This window comes from Bradyrhizobium sp. McL0615 (assembly GCF_049993905.1).
Taxonomy (GTDB): Bacteria; Pseudomonadota; Alphaproteobacteria; order Rhizobiales; family Xanthobacteraceae; genus Bradyrhizobium.
The window spans coordinates 1,304,928-1,317,429 of the sequence record NZ_CP188254.1 but is presented as its reverse complement, the minus strand read 5'-3'; the positions used below and the strand labels follow the sequence as shown (position 1 = coordinate 1,317,429).

General features: G+C 62.7%; 12 protein-coding genes and 1 pseudogene. 10 read left to right on the top strand and 3 right to left on the bottom strand.

The window, feature by feature from the left end:
- Positions 1-30: 30 nt before the first annotated feature.
- From gap to ACPPVP_RS06135, 8 genes are all read left to right on the top strand, one after another.
- The gene (gene gap, locus ACPPVP_RS06170) at positions 31-1,038 is read left to right on the top strand and encodes a type I glyceraldehyde-3-phosphate dehydrogenase (protein WP_426532262.1); all 1,008 of its coding nucleotides are present in this window, start codon (positions 31-33) and stop codon (positions 1,036-1,038) included.
- A gap of 30 nt (positions 1,039-1,068) precedes the next feature.
- The gene (locus tag ACPPVP_RS06165) at positions 1,069-1,218 is read left to right on the top strand and encodes a hypothetical protein (protein ID WP_426532260.1); all 150 of its coding nucleotides are present in this window, start codon (positions 1,069-1,071) and stop codon (positions 1,216-1,218) included.
- An 8-nt stretch (positions 1,219-1,226) separates the two neighbouring features.
- Positions 1,227-2,423, top strand: coding sequence for a phosphoglycerate kinase (locus tag ACPPVP_RS06160; protein ID WP_426532258.1), 1,197 nt, complete (start codon positions 1,227-1,229; stop codon positions 2,421-2,423).
- A gap of 49 nt (positions 2,424-2,472) precedes the next feature.
- Positions 2,473-3,540, top strand: a complete 1,068-nt coding sequence (gene fba / locus ACPPVP_RS06155; RefSeq protein WP_426532256.1) for a class II fructose-bisphosphate aldolase — start codon at positions 2,473-2,475, stop codon at positions 3,538-3,540.
- A gap of 110 nt (positions 3,541-3,650) precedes the next feature.
- Positions 3,651-4,691 (top strand): class I fructose-bisphosphate aldolase, encoded by a 1,041-nt coding sequence (locus ACPPVP_RS06150; protein WP_426532254.1) that lies wholly within the window; start codon positions 3,651-3,653, stop codon positions 4,689-4,691.
- A gap of 2 nt (positions 4,692-4,693) precedes the next feature.
- Entirely contained in the window at positions 4,694-5,389 is a 696-nt protein-coding gene (locus ACPPVP_RS06145; protein WP_426532252.1) for a thiamine phosphate synthase, read from the top strand.
- Between the two features lie 9 nt (positions 5,390-5,398).
- On the top strand, positions 5,399-6,508 hold the full coding sequence (locus ACPPVP_RS06140) for a tetratricopeptide repeat protein (protein WP_426532250.1): 1,110 nt from the start codon (positions 5,399-5,401) through the stop codon (positions 6,506-6,508).
- 87 nt (positions 6,509-6,595) lie between these two features.
- Entirely contained in the window at positions 6,596-7,390 is a 795-nt protein-coding gene (locus ACPPVP_RS06135; RefSeq protein ID WP_426532248.1) for an inositol monophosphatase family protein, read from the top strand.
- A gap of 201 nt (positions 7,391-7,591) precedes the next feature.
- On the opposite strand, the pseudogene ACPPVP_RS06130 reads toward ACPPVP_RS06135, so the two are convergent.
- From ACPPVP_RS06130 to ACPPVP_RS06120, 3 genes and pseudogenes are all read right to left on the bottom strand, one after another.
- Positions 7,592-7,789 (bottom strand): annotated as a pseudogene (locus ACPPVP_RS06130) (transposase); the annotation flags it as partial.
- 207 nt (positions 7,790-7,996) lie between these two features.
- The gene (locus tag ACPPVP_RS06125; protein WP_426526839.1) at positions 7,997-9,157 is read right to left on the bottom strand and encodes an IS30 family transposase; all 1,161 of its coding nucleotides are present in this window, start codon (positions 9,155-9,157) and stop codon (positions 7,997-7,999) included.
- Positions 9,158-9,310: 153 nt separating this feature from the next.
- Entirely contained in the window at positions 9,311-10,402 is a 1,092-nt protein-coding gene (locus tag ACPPVP_RS06120) for a helix-turn-helix domain-containing protein (protein ID WP_426537695.1), read from the bottom strand.
- A 285-nt stretch (positions 10,403-10,687) separates the two neighbouring features.
- Between ACPPVP_RS06120 and ACPPVP_RS06115 the strand changes: the two genes are divergently transcribed.
- Positions 10,688-11,221 carry a PaaI family thioesterase gene (locus tag ACPPVP_RS06115; protein WP_426532246.1) on the top strand — a complete coding sequence of 178 codons (534 nt, stop codon included), beginning with the start codon at positions 10,688-10,690 and terminating at the stop codon, positions 11,219-11,221.
- 154 nt (positions 11,222-11,375) lie between these two features.
- The gene (locus tag ACPPVP_RS06110; protein ID WP_426532244.1) at positions 11,376-12,236 is read left to right on the top strand and encodes an SDR family oxidoreductase; all 861 of its coding nucleotides are present in this window, start codon (positions 11,376-11,378) and stop codon (positions 12,234-12,236) included.
- The last annotated feature ends 266 nt before the right edge of the window (positions 12,237-12,502 follow it).

The following is a 12,502-nucleotide window of genomic DNA, read 5'->3' as shown; positions in this document are numbered from 1 at the left end:
ACGGCGCCAGCTATTAAAGGAGAAACGAGCATGGCAATCCGGATCGCGATCAACGGATTTGGCCGCATCGGCCGCAATATTTTGCGCGCCATCGCCGAATCCGGCCGCAAGGATATCGAGGTAGTCGGCATCAACGATCTCGGCCCGGTCGAGACCAACGCTCATTTGCTGCGCTTCGACTCCGTGCATGGCCGCTTCCCCGGCACCGTGACTGTTGATGGCGACTCGATCAGCCTCGGCAATGGCAAGATCAAGGTTTCCGCCGAGCGCGATCCCTCCAAGCTGCTCTGGAAGGCTCTGGGCGTCGACATCGCGCTGGAATGCACCGGCATCTTCACCGCCAAGGACAAGGCCTCCGCGCATCTGACCGCCGGCGCCAAGCGCGTGCTGGTCTCCGCGCCCGCCGACAATGCCGACGCCACCATCGTCTACGGCGTTAACCACGACACCTTGACCAAGGATCATCTGGTCGTCTCCAACGGATCCTGCACCACCAACTGCCTGGCGCCGGTCGTCAAGGTGCTGAACGACACGGTGGGCATCGAGACCGGCTTCATGACCACGATCCACGCCTACACCGGCGACCAGCCCACCCTCGACACCATGCACAAGGACCTCTATCGCGGCCGTGCTGCCGCGATGTCGATGATCCCGACCTCGACCGGCGCTGCAAAGGCGATCGGCCTGGTGCTGCCCGAGCTGAAGGGCAAGCTCGACGGCGTCGCGATCCGCGTGCCGACCCCGAACGTCTCGGTAATCGATCTCAAGATCGTCGCCAAGCGCGCCACCGACGTCAAGGAAATCAACGCGGCGATGAAGCGCGCCTCCGAGCAGCAGCTCAAGGGCATCCTCGCCTACACCACGGCGCCGAACGTCTCGATCGACTTCAACCACGATCCGCACTCATCGACGTTCCACGAGGACCAGACCAAGGTGCAGAACGGCACGCTGGTGCGCGTGATGTCCTGGTACGACAATGAATGGGGTTTCTCCAACCGCATGGCCGACACCGCCGTGGCGATGGGGAAGCTGCTGTAAGGAAGCCTCACGGCGCAGCCGGAGAACGCCATGATCTCAAAGCTGGTCGCCCTCATCCTGTTGCTTGCGATGGTGGGCGTCCCGCTTTTTCTGTTCTTGCGGTCGGGCAGCAAAATCAAGCCCGATCCAAACCGGAAGAACGAAGACTGGCCTAACATCACCCAGGGCGGCTCATCATAGGACTTGTCGTGACCAATCACTTTCGTACCCTCGATGACGTCGATGTGAAGGCCAAGCGCGTCTTGCTACGCGTCGACCTCAACGTGCCCATGGAAAACGGCCGCGTCACCGACGCGACGCGGCTTGAGCGCGTCGCACCGACCATCACCGAAATTTCGGACAAGGGCGGCAAGGTCATCCTGCTCGCGCATTTCGGCCGGCCGAAGGGACGCGACGCCAAGGATTCGCTGAAGCCCGTCGCCGAAGCGCTGTCCAAGGTTATCAAGAAGCCGGTCGGCTTCGCCGAGGACTGCATCGGCGAAGCCGCGGCCAAGGCCGTGGCTGCGATGAAGGACGGCGACGTCCTCTGCCTGGAGAACACCCGCTTCCATAAAGAGGAAGAGAAGAACGACCCGGCGTTCGTGGCGGAGCTTGCAAAGCTCGGCGACATCTGGGTCAACGATGCATTCTCGGCCGCGCACCGTGCGCATGCTTCCACCGAGGGCCTCGGCCACAAGCTGCCGGCCTATGCCGGCCGCACTATGCAGGCCGAACTCGATGCGCTCGGCAAGGCGCTGGAAGCGCCGACCAAGCCGGTCATTGCGATCATCGGCGGCGCCAAAGTCTCGACCAAGATCGACCTGCTCGAAAACCTCGTGACAAAGGTCGATGCGCTCGTCATCGGCGGCGGCATGGCCAACACCTTCCTGCACGCACAGGGCGTTGGTGTCGGCAAATCGCTGGCGGAGAAGGATCTCGCGGCCACCGCGCTGCGCATCATGGAAAAGGCCGAGGCCGCGAACTGCGCCATCATCCTCCCCGTCGATGCCGTGGTCGCCTATCATTTCGCGGCCAACTCGCCGTCGCACGCCTATGGGCTCGACGCCATCCCGGCCGACGGCATGATCCTCGACGTCGGGCCGCAATCGACCGCGCGCATTCACGCCGCGATCGACGACGCCAAGACGCTGGTCTGGAACGGCCCGCTCGGCGCATTCGAGATGACGCCGTTCGACCGCGGCACCATGGTCGCGGCCAAGCATGCCGCCGAGCGGACCAAGGCGAAGAAACTGATCTCGGTCGCCGGCGGCGGCGACACCGTCGCAGCACTGAACCAGGCCGGTGTGGCCGACGATTTTTCCTATGTTTCGACGGCCGGCGGCGCGTTTCTCGAATGGATGGAAGGCAAGCCGTTGCCCGGCGTGGAAGTTTTGAAGCAGCGTTGAACAACAACCGATAGAGCGCCAAAGGCGCGACAAATACAGGAGAATTTGAATGGCTCGCATTACCTTGCGTCAACTGCTCGATCACGCGGCAGAGCACGATTACGGGGTGCCGGCTTTCAACATCAACAACATGGAGCAGGCGCTAGCCATCATGGAGGCCGCCTCCTCGCTTGATGCGCCCGTCATCATCCAGGCCTCGCGCGGTGCGCGCTCCTACGCCAACGACGTCATGCTCAAGCACATGATGGACGCCGTCACCGAAATCTACCCGCAGATTCCGGTCTGCGTGCATCTCGATCACGGCAATGGACCCGACACCTGCATGACCGCGATCCAGGCCGGATTCACCTCGGTCATGATGGACGGCTCGCTGAAAGCCGACGGCAAAACGGCTGCTGATTGGGACTACAATGTCGGCGTGACCAAGACGGTGACCGACATGGCCCATCTCGGCGGCATCTCGGTGGAAGGCGAACTCGGCGTGCTCGGTTCGCTCGAGACCGGCATGGGCGACAAGGAAGACGGCCACGGCGCGGAGGGCAAACTGTCGCACGACCAGTTGCTGACCAATCCCGACGAAGCCGTGAAGTTCGTCAAGGAGACCAAGGTCGACGCATTGGCGATCGCGATGGGCACCTCGCACGGCGCCTACAAATTCACCCGCAAGCCGGACGGCGATATCCTCGCCATGAACGTGATCGAGGAAATCCATCGCAAGCTGCCGAACACGCATCTGGTGATGCATGGTTCGTCCTCGGTGCCGCAGGACCTGCAGGACATCATCAACGCCAATGGCGGCAAGATGAAGCCGACCTGGGGCGTGCCGGTTTCCGAGATCCAGCGCGGCATCAAGAACGGTGTGCGCAAGATCAACATCGACACCGACAACCGCATGGCGATGACCGGGCAGATCCGCAAGATCCTCAAGGAGGATCCGAGCGAGTTCGATCCGCGCAAATATCTCAAGCCCGCGATGGAAGCCATGGCCAAGCTGTGCAAGCAGCGGCTGCAGGAGTTCAATACCGCAGGCCAGGCCAGCAAGATCAAGAAGGTGCTGACCACGGCCGAAATGGCCAAGCGTTACACCAAGGGTGAACTCGATCCGCGCGTCGCCTGAGCGGGCCTCGCGCCTCGCAAACACCCCCGGTGCGACGAACGTTTTCTAGGCAATTGCCCGAGAACCGCCTATTTTGGTGCGCAAGGGCATGATGTTACTGGAGAACTTCGATGAATCTCGCCGACCTCAACAAGGTTGCCCTCGCCATGGTCACCCCGGGCAAGGGCATCCTCGCCGCCGACGAATCCTCGGGCACGATCAAGAAGCGTTTTGACGCCATCAAGGTCGAATCGACCGAGGAGAGCCGCCGCGACTATCGCGAGATGCTGTTCCGCTCCTCCGAGGCAATGAGCAAATACGTCTCGGGCGTGATCCTGTACGACGAGACGATCTGGCAGAACGCGAAGGATGGCACGCCGCTGGTGAAGCTGATCGAGCAGGCAGGCGCGATCCCCGGCATCAAGGTCGATGAGGGGACGCAAGCGCTGCCGCAATGCCCGGGCGAACTGGTGACTGTCGGCCTCGACAAGCTCGCCGAACGGCTGAAGAAATATTACGAGCGCGGCGCGCGCTTTGCGAAGTGGCGTGCGGTGATCGATATCGGCCGGGGCACTGACGGCCCGGGCATTCCAACGATGACCGCAATCAGCGTCAACGCGCATGCGCTGGCGCGCTACGCCGCGCTGTGCCAGGCGGCGCAGATCGTGCCCATCGTCGAGCCGGAAGTGCTGATGGACGGCGATCACGACATCGACCGCTGCCATGATGTGACCCAACGCGTGCTGAACAAGACGTTCCAGGAATTGCGCGTGCAGCGCGTCGAACTCGAAGGCATGGTGCTGAAGCCCAACATGGTCATTTCAGGCAAGAAGTGCGCGAAGCAGGCGTCCGTTGAGGAAGTCGCCGAGAAGACCGTGCGGCTGTTGAAGGCCTGCGTGCCTGCGGCCGTGCCGGGCATCGCCTTCCTTTCCGGCGGGCAATCCGACGAGGAAGCGACCGCGCATCTCAACGCCATGAACCGGATCGGCGGTCTGCCCTGGAAACTCACCTTCTCCTATGGCCGGGCGCTGCAGGCGGCGCCGCAGAAGGCCTGGTCGGGCAAGGCCGAGAACATCGCTGCGGGCCAGCGCGCCTTCACCCACCGCGCGCGGATGAACGCGCTGGCGAGCAAGGGCGAGTGGGAAACCGGCCTTGAAAAGAAGGTCGCCTAGAGTTGGCCAATAAACCTGTTCCGCCGCGCCCGGCGCCGCGCCTCTATCTCGCGACACCAGAGGTGGACGATCCGTCGCAGCTGGCAAGCGCCCTTCCGGAGCTGTTGGCCGCGGCCGACGTCGCGGCGGTGCTGCTGCGGCTGAAGCCGACCGACCAGCGCACCATGATCTCGCGCGTGAAGACGCTGGCGCCCGTAATCCAGAATGCGGGCGCCGCGCTGCTGCTCGACGGCCATGTCGAACTGGTGGCGCGCGCGGGCGCCGACGGCGCGCATCTGAACGGCCTCGCCGCGCTGGAGGATGCCTTGCCGTCGCTGAAGCCGGATCGCATTGCCGGCGTCGGCGGCCTTGCCACGCGGCACGATTCGATGGCCGCGGGCGAACGGGGGGCGGACTACGTGCTGTTCGGCGAGCCCGACGCCAGCGGCCAGCGGCCCTCGGCGGAGGCGATTGCCGAGCGCCTGCAATGGTGGGACGAACTGTTCGAGCCGCCTTGCATAGGCTTCGCCGCCTCGCGCGAGGAGGCTACCGAATTCGCAACGGCCGGCGCGGATTTTGTGCTGGTCGGCGATTTCATCTGGGCCGACCCGCGCGGCGCGAAGGCGGCGCTGACCGATACCGCCCAGGCGATCGCGCACGCCTATGAGGAAGCGTTCGGAAAAACCAAGACCAGCCCTGACAAGGCCGGACACGGATAACACCGGACCATGAAACTGCTGCGTCCCATATCGCTGCTCGCGGGCCTCGTGATGACGACGGCCGGCGCCGTTGCGCAGACCTCGCTGGTGCCGCCGGCTGCGCAGCCACCCGCGGCCCCTCCGGCCGCGAAGCAGGCGCCGCCAAAGGCAAAGGCCCCGGCGGCGGCGAAAAAGCCTGCCGCAACACCAACACCTGCACCCACGACATCGCCTAAGCCCACGGCGACAAGACCCGTGCCCGCGCCAGCAGATCCTCAAATGCCGACGTTCGACGATCCGAACGTCGACAATGTCTACGGCGCGTATCAGCGCGGCCTCTACAAGACGGCCTTCGATCTTGCCATCACGCGCGCGCAATATAACCGCGACGCCAAGGCGATGACGATGCTGGGCGAGCTCTATGCCAACGGGCTCGGCATCAAGCGCGACTATGCGAAGGCCGCCGACTGGTACCAGCGCGCGGCCGATGCCGGCGACCGCGAGGGCATGTTCGCGCTCGCCATGATGCGGCTGTCCGGCCGCGGCGGCGCCACCAACCGCGATCAGGCGGTCAAGCTCCTGGCCTCCTCCGCCAAGCTCGGCAACCCCAAGGCGGCCTACAATCTGGCGCTGCTCTATCTCGACGGCAACACACTGCCGCAGGACGTCAAGCGCGCCGCCGAACTACTGCGCACCGCGGCCGATGCCGGCAACCCGGAAGCGCAATACGCGCTCGCGACCTTCTACAAGGAAGGTAACGGCGTGCCGAAGGACCTTGAGCGGGCGGTGCGGCTGCTGCAGGCGGCTTCGCTCGCCGACAATGTCGACGCCGAGGTCGAATATGCCATCGCGCTGTTCAACGGCTCCGGCACGCCGAAGAACCAGGCTGCGGCGGTCGCGCTGCTGCGCAAGGCGGCACGGCAGAACTCGCCGATCGCGCAGAACCGCCTCGCCCGCGTGCTGGTGAGCGGACTGGGGGTGCCGGTGGACAAGATAGAAGGCCTGAAGTGGCACCTTGTCGCCAAGACCGCCGGCAAGGGCGACCCCGAACTCGATGAGCGGCTCGCGGAGCTTGGCCCCGAGGACCGCGCCAAGGTCGAGGCGGCGGCACGCAAATGGACCGGAACCACCGGCAAATGACGCCTTGACGGCGGCACGTCTGCAGGGCACCCAGTCCCCAACCCCCTGACGGCATTGGGCCGTTCCCTCACACCATAAGCGCGCATCATGCTGTATTCAGCCCTTATCAACGTCATGGTGAAAGCCGCGCGCCGCGCCGGCCGCAGCCTCAAGCGCGACCTCGGCGAGATCGAGCATCTGCAGGTGTCGCTGAAGGGACCGGCGAACTTCGTCACCAAGGCCGACAAGCGCGCCGAGGAAATGCTGTACGAGGACCTCGCCAAGGCGCGGCCGGGCTACGGCTTCATCGGCGAGGAAGGCGGCAGCCGCGAAGGCGCCGACAAGAGCCATACCTGGATCGTCGATCCGCTCGACGGCACCACCAACTTCCTGCACGGCATTCCGCAATTTGCGATCTCGATCGGCCTGCAGCGCGAGGGCACGATCATTGCTGGCGTGATCTACAACCCCGCCAATGACGAATTGTACATCGCCGAGCGCGGCAAGGGCGCGTTCCTCAACGACCAGCGGCTGCGCGTCGCCGGCCGCCGCAGGCTCGATGAATGCGTGGTCGCCTGCGGCCTGCCGCATATCGGCCGCGGCGACCATGAACTGGCATTGAAGGAAATGGCAGCACTGCAGAACAAGGTCGCCGGATTCCGCCGCTTCGGCGCTGCCTCCCTCGACTTAGCCTTCGTCGCCGCCGGCCGCCTCGACGGCTACTGGGAACGCAACCTGCAGCCCTGGGACATCGCGGCCGGGCAGATCATGGTGCGGGAAGCCGGCGGGACGATCTCCGGCACCGAAGGCAGCGACGATCCGCTGAAGACCGGACATGTGGTGTGCGGGAATGAGTACGTGCACGGGGAATTGGTGAAGATACTGGGGCCGCTGGGAAAATAGCGCGACGGTTCCAGGCCACGCGCCGTCGCTTCATCCGCGATCGGATGATGCAGCCTTCCGGAGGCGGCGGAAGGACACGGAGGAGCCTCGGTGCTCCCAGCCAAAATATTGAAAACAACCCCATGCACAGTAGCCGGCACTCGTCGAATGCCGAAGTCAACATTTGACATGTCGGGCAAATCAGCGAGACAAGACCATCATCCACCCAACGAAGCGATTGTAACAAATCGGGCGGGGACCATAGGTCGTCGGCAGGTCGCGCCATGGCGCACCTGAACGCAGGATCCAAACGATGCCATCGAGCACGCGGCGGTCTTCTACCCGCCGAACGCCGCGCGGCTTGTTCGGCAACATTGGCTTAATGGCGGTCCACTCATGTTCGCTGAATTCGCAGCGCATGATTCGAGGCTCCGGTTTCGAAGCTTGAATGACATCCAGGAAGCGCCAACAATCCGCGCCTCCCTCTAGCGAACCTGCAAATTGCTCTGAATCTACTTCGCTTTCGGAGCCCTAGCCGAAATGCCGGTCCGCGGATGCCATGTCTGCTCCTGGACCCTAGCCGACGTCCGCCGATGCTGCAGCGATGTCCGCTCGTGACCTGCCGGCTCAACCGGTCGACGCAACACAGGCGTTAAATCTCTCCGCTGGTGTTTCAAATTGCAAGGTCTCACGTGGTCGTTCGTTTAGCTGACGAGCCACTTTGTTCAGATAGGCTTGCGAATGCACCGACAAGTCGGTGCCCTTCGGGAAGTACTGTCTCAGCAGGCCATTGGTATTCTCGTTCGACCCGCGCTGCCACGGGCTTTGCGGATCGCAAAAATAGACGTCGATGTTGGTCGCCAACGTAAAGCGACGATGATCCGTAAGTTCCTTGCCCCGATCCCAGGTCAGGGACTTATACAGCTCCTTTGGTAGCTTCTTCGCCTGCTTGATGAGCGCGGATACGACCGTCTGGGTGTCCTTGCCTGCCACCTTGGCCAACATCACGTAACGCGTATGACGCTCGACCAGGGTCGCGATGTAGCTGTTGTTCGGTCCGGACAACAGATCGCCTTCCCAATGGCCAGGCACCGCCCGATCTTCAACCGCCGCCGGTCGCTGGCTGATTGAGACGATATCCTTGATGTGCCCCCGTCTATCCCCATTTGGGTCAACCGGCCTGGAGCGACGCATCGAGCGCTTCGATCGAAGATGGCTAAGCAGCTCTTTCTTGAGCACGCCGCGTGCTTGGACAAACAAGCTGCGATAGATGGTCTCGTGTGACACCTGATTACACTCGTCTTCAGGATGCGTTCTCTTCAGCCAACCGGCTATCTGCTCGGGTGACCAATCCAATCTGAGCTTGCCTGCCACCGCCCGCCGAAGCCGCGGATTGGTCGCTAACTTACAACATTTTGGACGACGGGATCGCGCCCAGGCATTCTCGTCCGCAAGTGTCGCTCGGTAGCGATCATAGCCGCCATTGCGACCCATTTCCCGGCTCACCGTCGAGGGTGAGCGGCCAAGCAGTTTGGCGATCGACCGGGCCGATCGATGTGCCGTAACACCTCTGGAAATCACCTCGCGTTCCGCAAGCGTCAACGCCAACCTGGAGCGACGCCGCTCCGCAGGACGAATCCCACCATGCGGAGCCACCAGAAAATAGATCGACGATGACTGCTTACCAAAAGCTCGTCCAATCGCCTTCAGCGACTCCCCACGCTTCCAGCGATCCCATAATTCCGTCTTCTCCGCCGCAGTAAAACCTCTATGAAATCTCCGTTCCATCCCACACTCCATCTTTTCCCTCTAAGATAAAGTGTTGCGGCGACCGGTTGAGACCACCACCCAAAGCCGGACATTGGCCCTGCTTATGGAAGTTGTCCGCCTGCGGGAGAGGCGGCGCCACGCCCCGCGACCAGGACGCGTGTATCCATCGGGTTACCCGGCGTGTTCCTCACCTTCGGGATCATCGTCGCCCATTGTTGCGTCGGCTCGCGCGGGCCAAACGGCGCGCTTGTCGCGTCGCTCCGTAGAGGGCCTTTCGACATGGCCAATGTCGACGCGGGCTCGCGCGTTGTCGCCGCCGGAGCCGCCTGCTGCGACGGCGCCCGGCGCGGTGCCGAAACGCTGTCGGAATCCGCGCGCAAAATGCGTGTAGTCGCGAAAGCCGCAGGCGTAGGCGATGTCGCTGAGCGGCTGACCTGTCTTGATCAACGCGCGGCGTTCGATCAGACGCGCCGCGTGATCCAGACGGGCCGAACATATGTGGTGACGGCATGTCGACCCACGGACGGTGAACAACTTCTGCAAATAGCGTAGCGAAATTCCCGCCTCGGCAGCCACCTCGCGCGGAGAGATGTCCGGATCGGCAAAGCGGTTCTTTATGATGCGGCACGCGCGCATGAACAGCTTGTCGTTGTGGCGTGAGCCAAGCGGGACAGGCGGTGCAAACAGCGCCCCGAGGAGATCATAGACCACCAGAGCCATGTATCTTTCAGCCGACGCGGACGACGGTTCTGCATCGCTCACGGGGTCAAGAGCGAGCTGACAGAGCAGACGTGACGCTTGCGCCGATCGGCGAGCGCACGCGCCGCCTTGCGGTTCGAAGCCGAGATGCGAAACCAGGTTCTGGCGCGGGAATTGCAGACTAAGCCATTGCGCGTGCCGGTGTTCGGCCTCCGGGATGAATGTTACGGGTCTTGTGGAATCGAGCAGGACGACATCGCCAGCAGCGAAATCTACGACTCGGTCGTCCTGCATGATTTTCGATCCGCCCGTAAGCTGAACCACGGCGTAATAGTACTCCACGTCATCACGGCGAATATCCGATTCCGTGCGCTCAACGCGAGTCGTGTTGCAGGTGAGATCCGTTGCAACGAATCCGAAGACGCGCCGCGTGCGTACCTTGCCGGCGAAAATGTTGGCTTCGAGAGCAGGACTAAACCATCCCCAATCCTCGCGCAGTGCAGCCCGGAAACCGTCATAGTCCAATTTTGGAGTGCTGAGAAAATCGTCGTTTGGGCGAACCATCGACTCCACGGGACAAATCATCTTGCAGGCCAATCGTACGGGTTTGGAGCGGCCTGCGACCAAGCCACTGGCGGACGTTGATTAACGTAGCGTGGCCTTGACATCGATCCGCTCAACTCTCCGTCACGCCAAATCACGCCCCCGAGATCGTGTCAGCAATGCCGCGGGCGCCAGGCGGTGCGCGCCAGTACGAACGATTGGGCGCGCTCGCCTCACGACACCCGAGGTCCAGCCGCCTAGATTCCGATCCTCGTAATCACGCGTTGACGAGAATCGGAGAGAACAATGATTACAGAAGTTGAAAATGCAATGACGCTAACGGGAAACCCGGCTCCTGTGACTGCGCAGGCAACGCAGAACGGGTCCGATCCTGCCTTGGGAGTTAGGCCGCCTGGAATTCCGGTTCCGCTTCATTGTTTGCCAGTGACGGATGCCACAGTTCTTGAGTTGTACGAATATGTCTTCGCGCCTTGGGTCAAAATGCTCGGCCTTCGTGAGTTCAAGGTCTGCCCGGGCATCGTGTCCGCGACGCTTCCGCAAAATGATGCGCTCAAATTGTCAAGCGGCGCGGTATGTGGGCAGGCCATTATGGCGGCCATTGACTCGGTTGCATCACTGTCTGTGGGCACGACGGGGCGCATCACTAGAGGCACCGCGTATCAGCACACTCACTTCCTGCGTCCAGCCGTCAACGATGACTATCGTGTAAGAGCAGAAGTATTGCGCTTTGGCAAAACGTCGGCCTTCACGGAAACCCGCGTTTCGTTTGCGTCTACGGGACATTTGGTTGCACACGCCAGCCTGGAATTCGCCTTCTGACTCGCGGCCAAGTCATCGCCCCAACCCGCCGCTCGCGACGTCTGTTCAAGCTCGCTCTCGGACATCCCGGTCGCGGTACCCCACCAGCTCCTGACCAGCCGTACCGGCTGATCATCTCGCATTGACCCGCAACCCTCATCACCGGAGGCAAACCATGACCAGGACTGTTCTCATCACCGGCACATCGAGCGGCTTCGGCCGCGAAACCGCCGAAAGGTTGGCGCGCGACGGCTATCGCGTGTTCGCCGCGATGCGCGACATCGACAGCCGCAATCGCAGCCACGCCGACGCGCTACGAAGCCAAAAAATAAGCGTCGTGGAACTCGACGTTACTGATGACGGCTCGGTCGATCGCGCCGTAGCTTCTATCCTCGCCGAGGGCGGCAAGATCAACGTGCTGGTCAACAACGCCGGCATTGCGTCGGTCGGAGTGACCGAAGCCTTCACGGCCGATCAGGCGAAGGCGATCTTCGACACCAACGTCATCGGGCTCCTCCGCGTTACGCGGGCGGTGCTGCCTTCGATGCGTCGGGAGCGCGAAGGCCTCATTATCAACATGGGCTCGGTGCTCGGCCGGGTGACGTTCCCCTTCGTCGGCATCTACGGCGCGAGCAAGATGGCGATCGAAGCTTTGACCGACAGCATTCGGCTGGAGGTCTCCCAACTCGGCGTAGACGTGGTGGAAGTTCAGCCTGGCGCTTACCCGACAAGCCTGTACTCGAGCATCCAGAGGCCTGCCAACGGCGACATCACGAAGTCCTACGGCGCGGTCGGCCAGATTCCCGAGGCCATATACAAGACGTTCACGTCGATGTTGCAGGGAAAAGACGCTCCGAAGCCTCACGACATTGCCGACGCCATCGCCAAGCTCGTCGGCCAGGCGAAGGGCAGTCGCGCCGCTCGGACGGTGGTGGGCACGTCGTTCGGTGCCGACAAGATCAATGCCGATGTCGCGCCCGTCCAGAAGGCCGTTGTCGGCGGTCTGGGCCTCGGGCATCTCGAAGCACTCGCGTGAAGCGCTTTGGGTGCGTGCGGACTGGTAGGCCGCAGTGAATGACGACCCTTTGTCCCGCGGCCAATCTGGTGGGCGCGGGCGAACGGCATCAGCGGCGGAGCGGTCGATCCCATTTTCGCCGAGCATGGTCTCAAATTCAAAATCGCGTTTGGAAAACACATGCCCCTGTTAGTCATATGGCTCGTCACATCCTTTGCAGTCAGGCTGTTCGTCATCTACTTCAGGCTCATCATCGTTCTCACGTCGCGCGCGAAGGCGCTTGCGGG

Bases quoted from the DNA above. Each gene is read 5' to 3' on its own strand.
- ACPPVP_RS06120 (WP_426537695.1), bottom strand. From the start codon at position 10,402: ATGGTTCGCCCAAACGACGATTTTCTCAGCACTCCAAAATTGGACTAT.
- fba (WP_426532256.1), top strand. From the start codon at position 2,473: ATGGCTCGCATTACCTTGCGTCAACTGCTCGATCACGCGGCAGAGCAC.
- ACPPVP_RS06150 (WP_426532254.1), top strand. From the start codon at position 3,651: ATGAATCTCGCCGACCTCAACAAGGTTGCCCTCGCCATGGTCACCCCG.
- ACPPVP_RS06165 (WP_426532260.1), top strand. From the start codon at position 1,069: ATGATCTCAAAGCTGGTCGCCCTCATCCTGTTGCTTGCGATGGTGGGC.
- ACPPVP_RS06110 (WP_426532244.1), top strand. From the start codon at position 11,376: ATGACCAGGACTGTTCTCATCACCGGCACATCGAGCGGCTTCGGCCGC.
- ACPPVP_RS06140 (WP_426532250.1), top strand. From the start codon at position 5,399: ATGAAACTGCTGCGTCCCATATCGCTGCTCGCGGGCCTCGTGATGACG.
- ACPPVP_RS06115 (WP_426532246.1), top strand. From the start codon at position 10,688: ATGATTACAGAAGTTGAAAATGCAATGACGCTAACGGGAAACCCGGCT.
- gap (WP_426532262.1), top strand. From the start codon at position 31: ATGGCAATCCGGATCGCGATCAACGGATTTGGCCGCATCGGCCGCAAT.
- ACPPVP_RS06135 (WP_426532248.1), top strand. From the start codon at position 6,596: ATGCTGTATTCAGCCCTTATCAACGTCATGGTGAAAGCCGCGCGCCGC.
- ACPPVP_RS06125 (WP_426526839.1), bottom strand. From the start codon at position 9,157: ATGGAACGGAGATTTCATAGAGGTTTTACTGCGGCGGAGAAGACGGAA.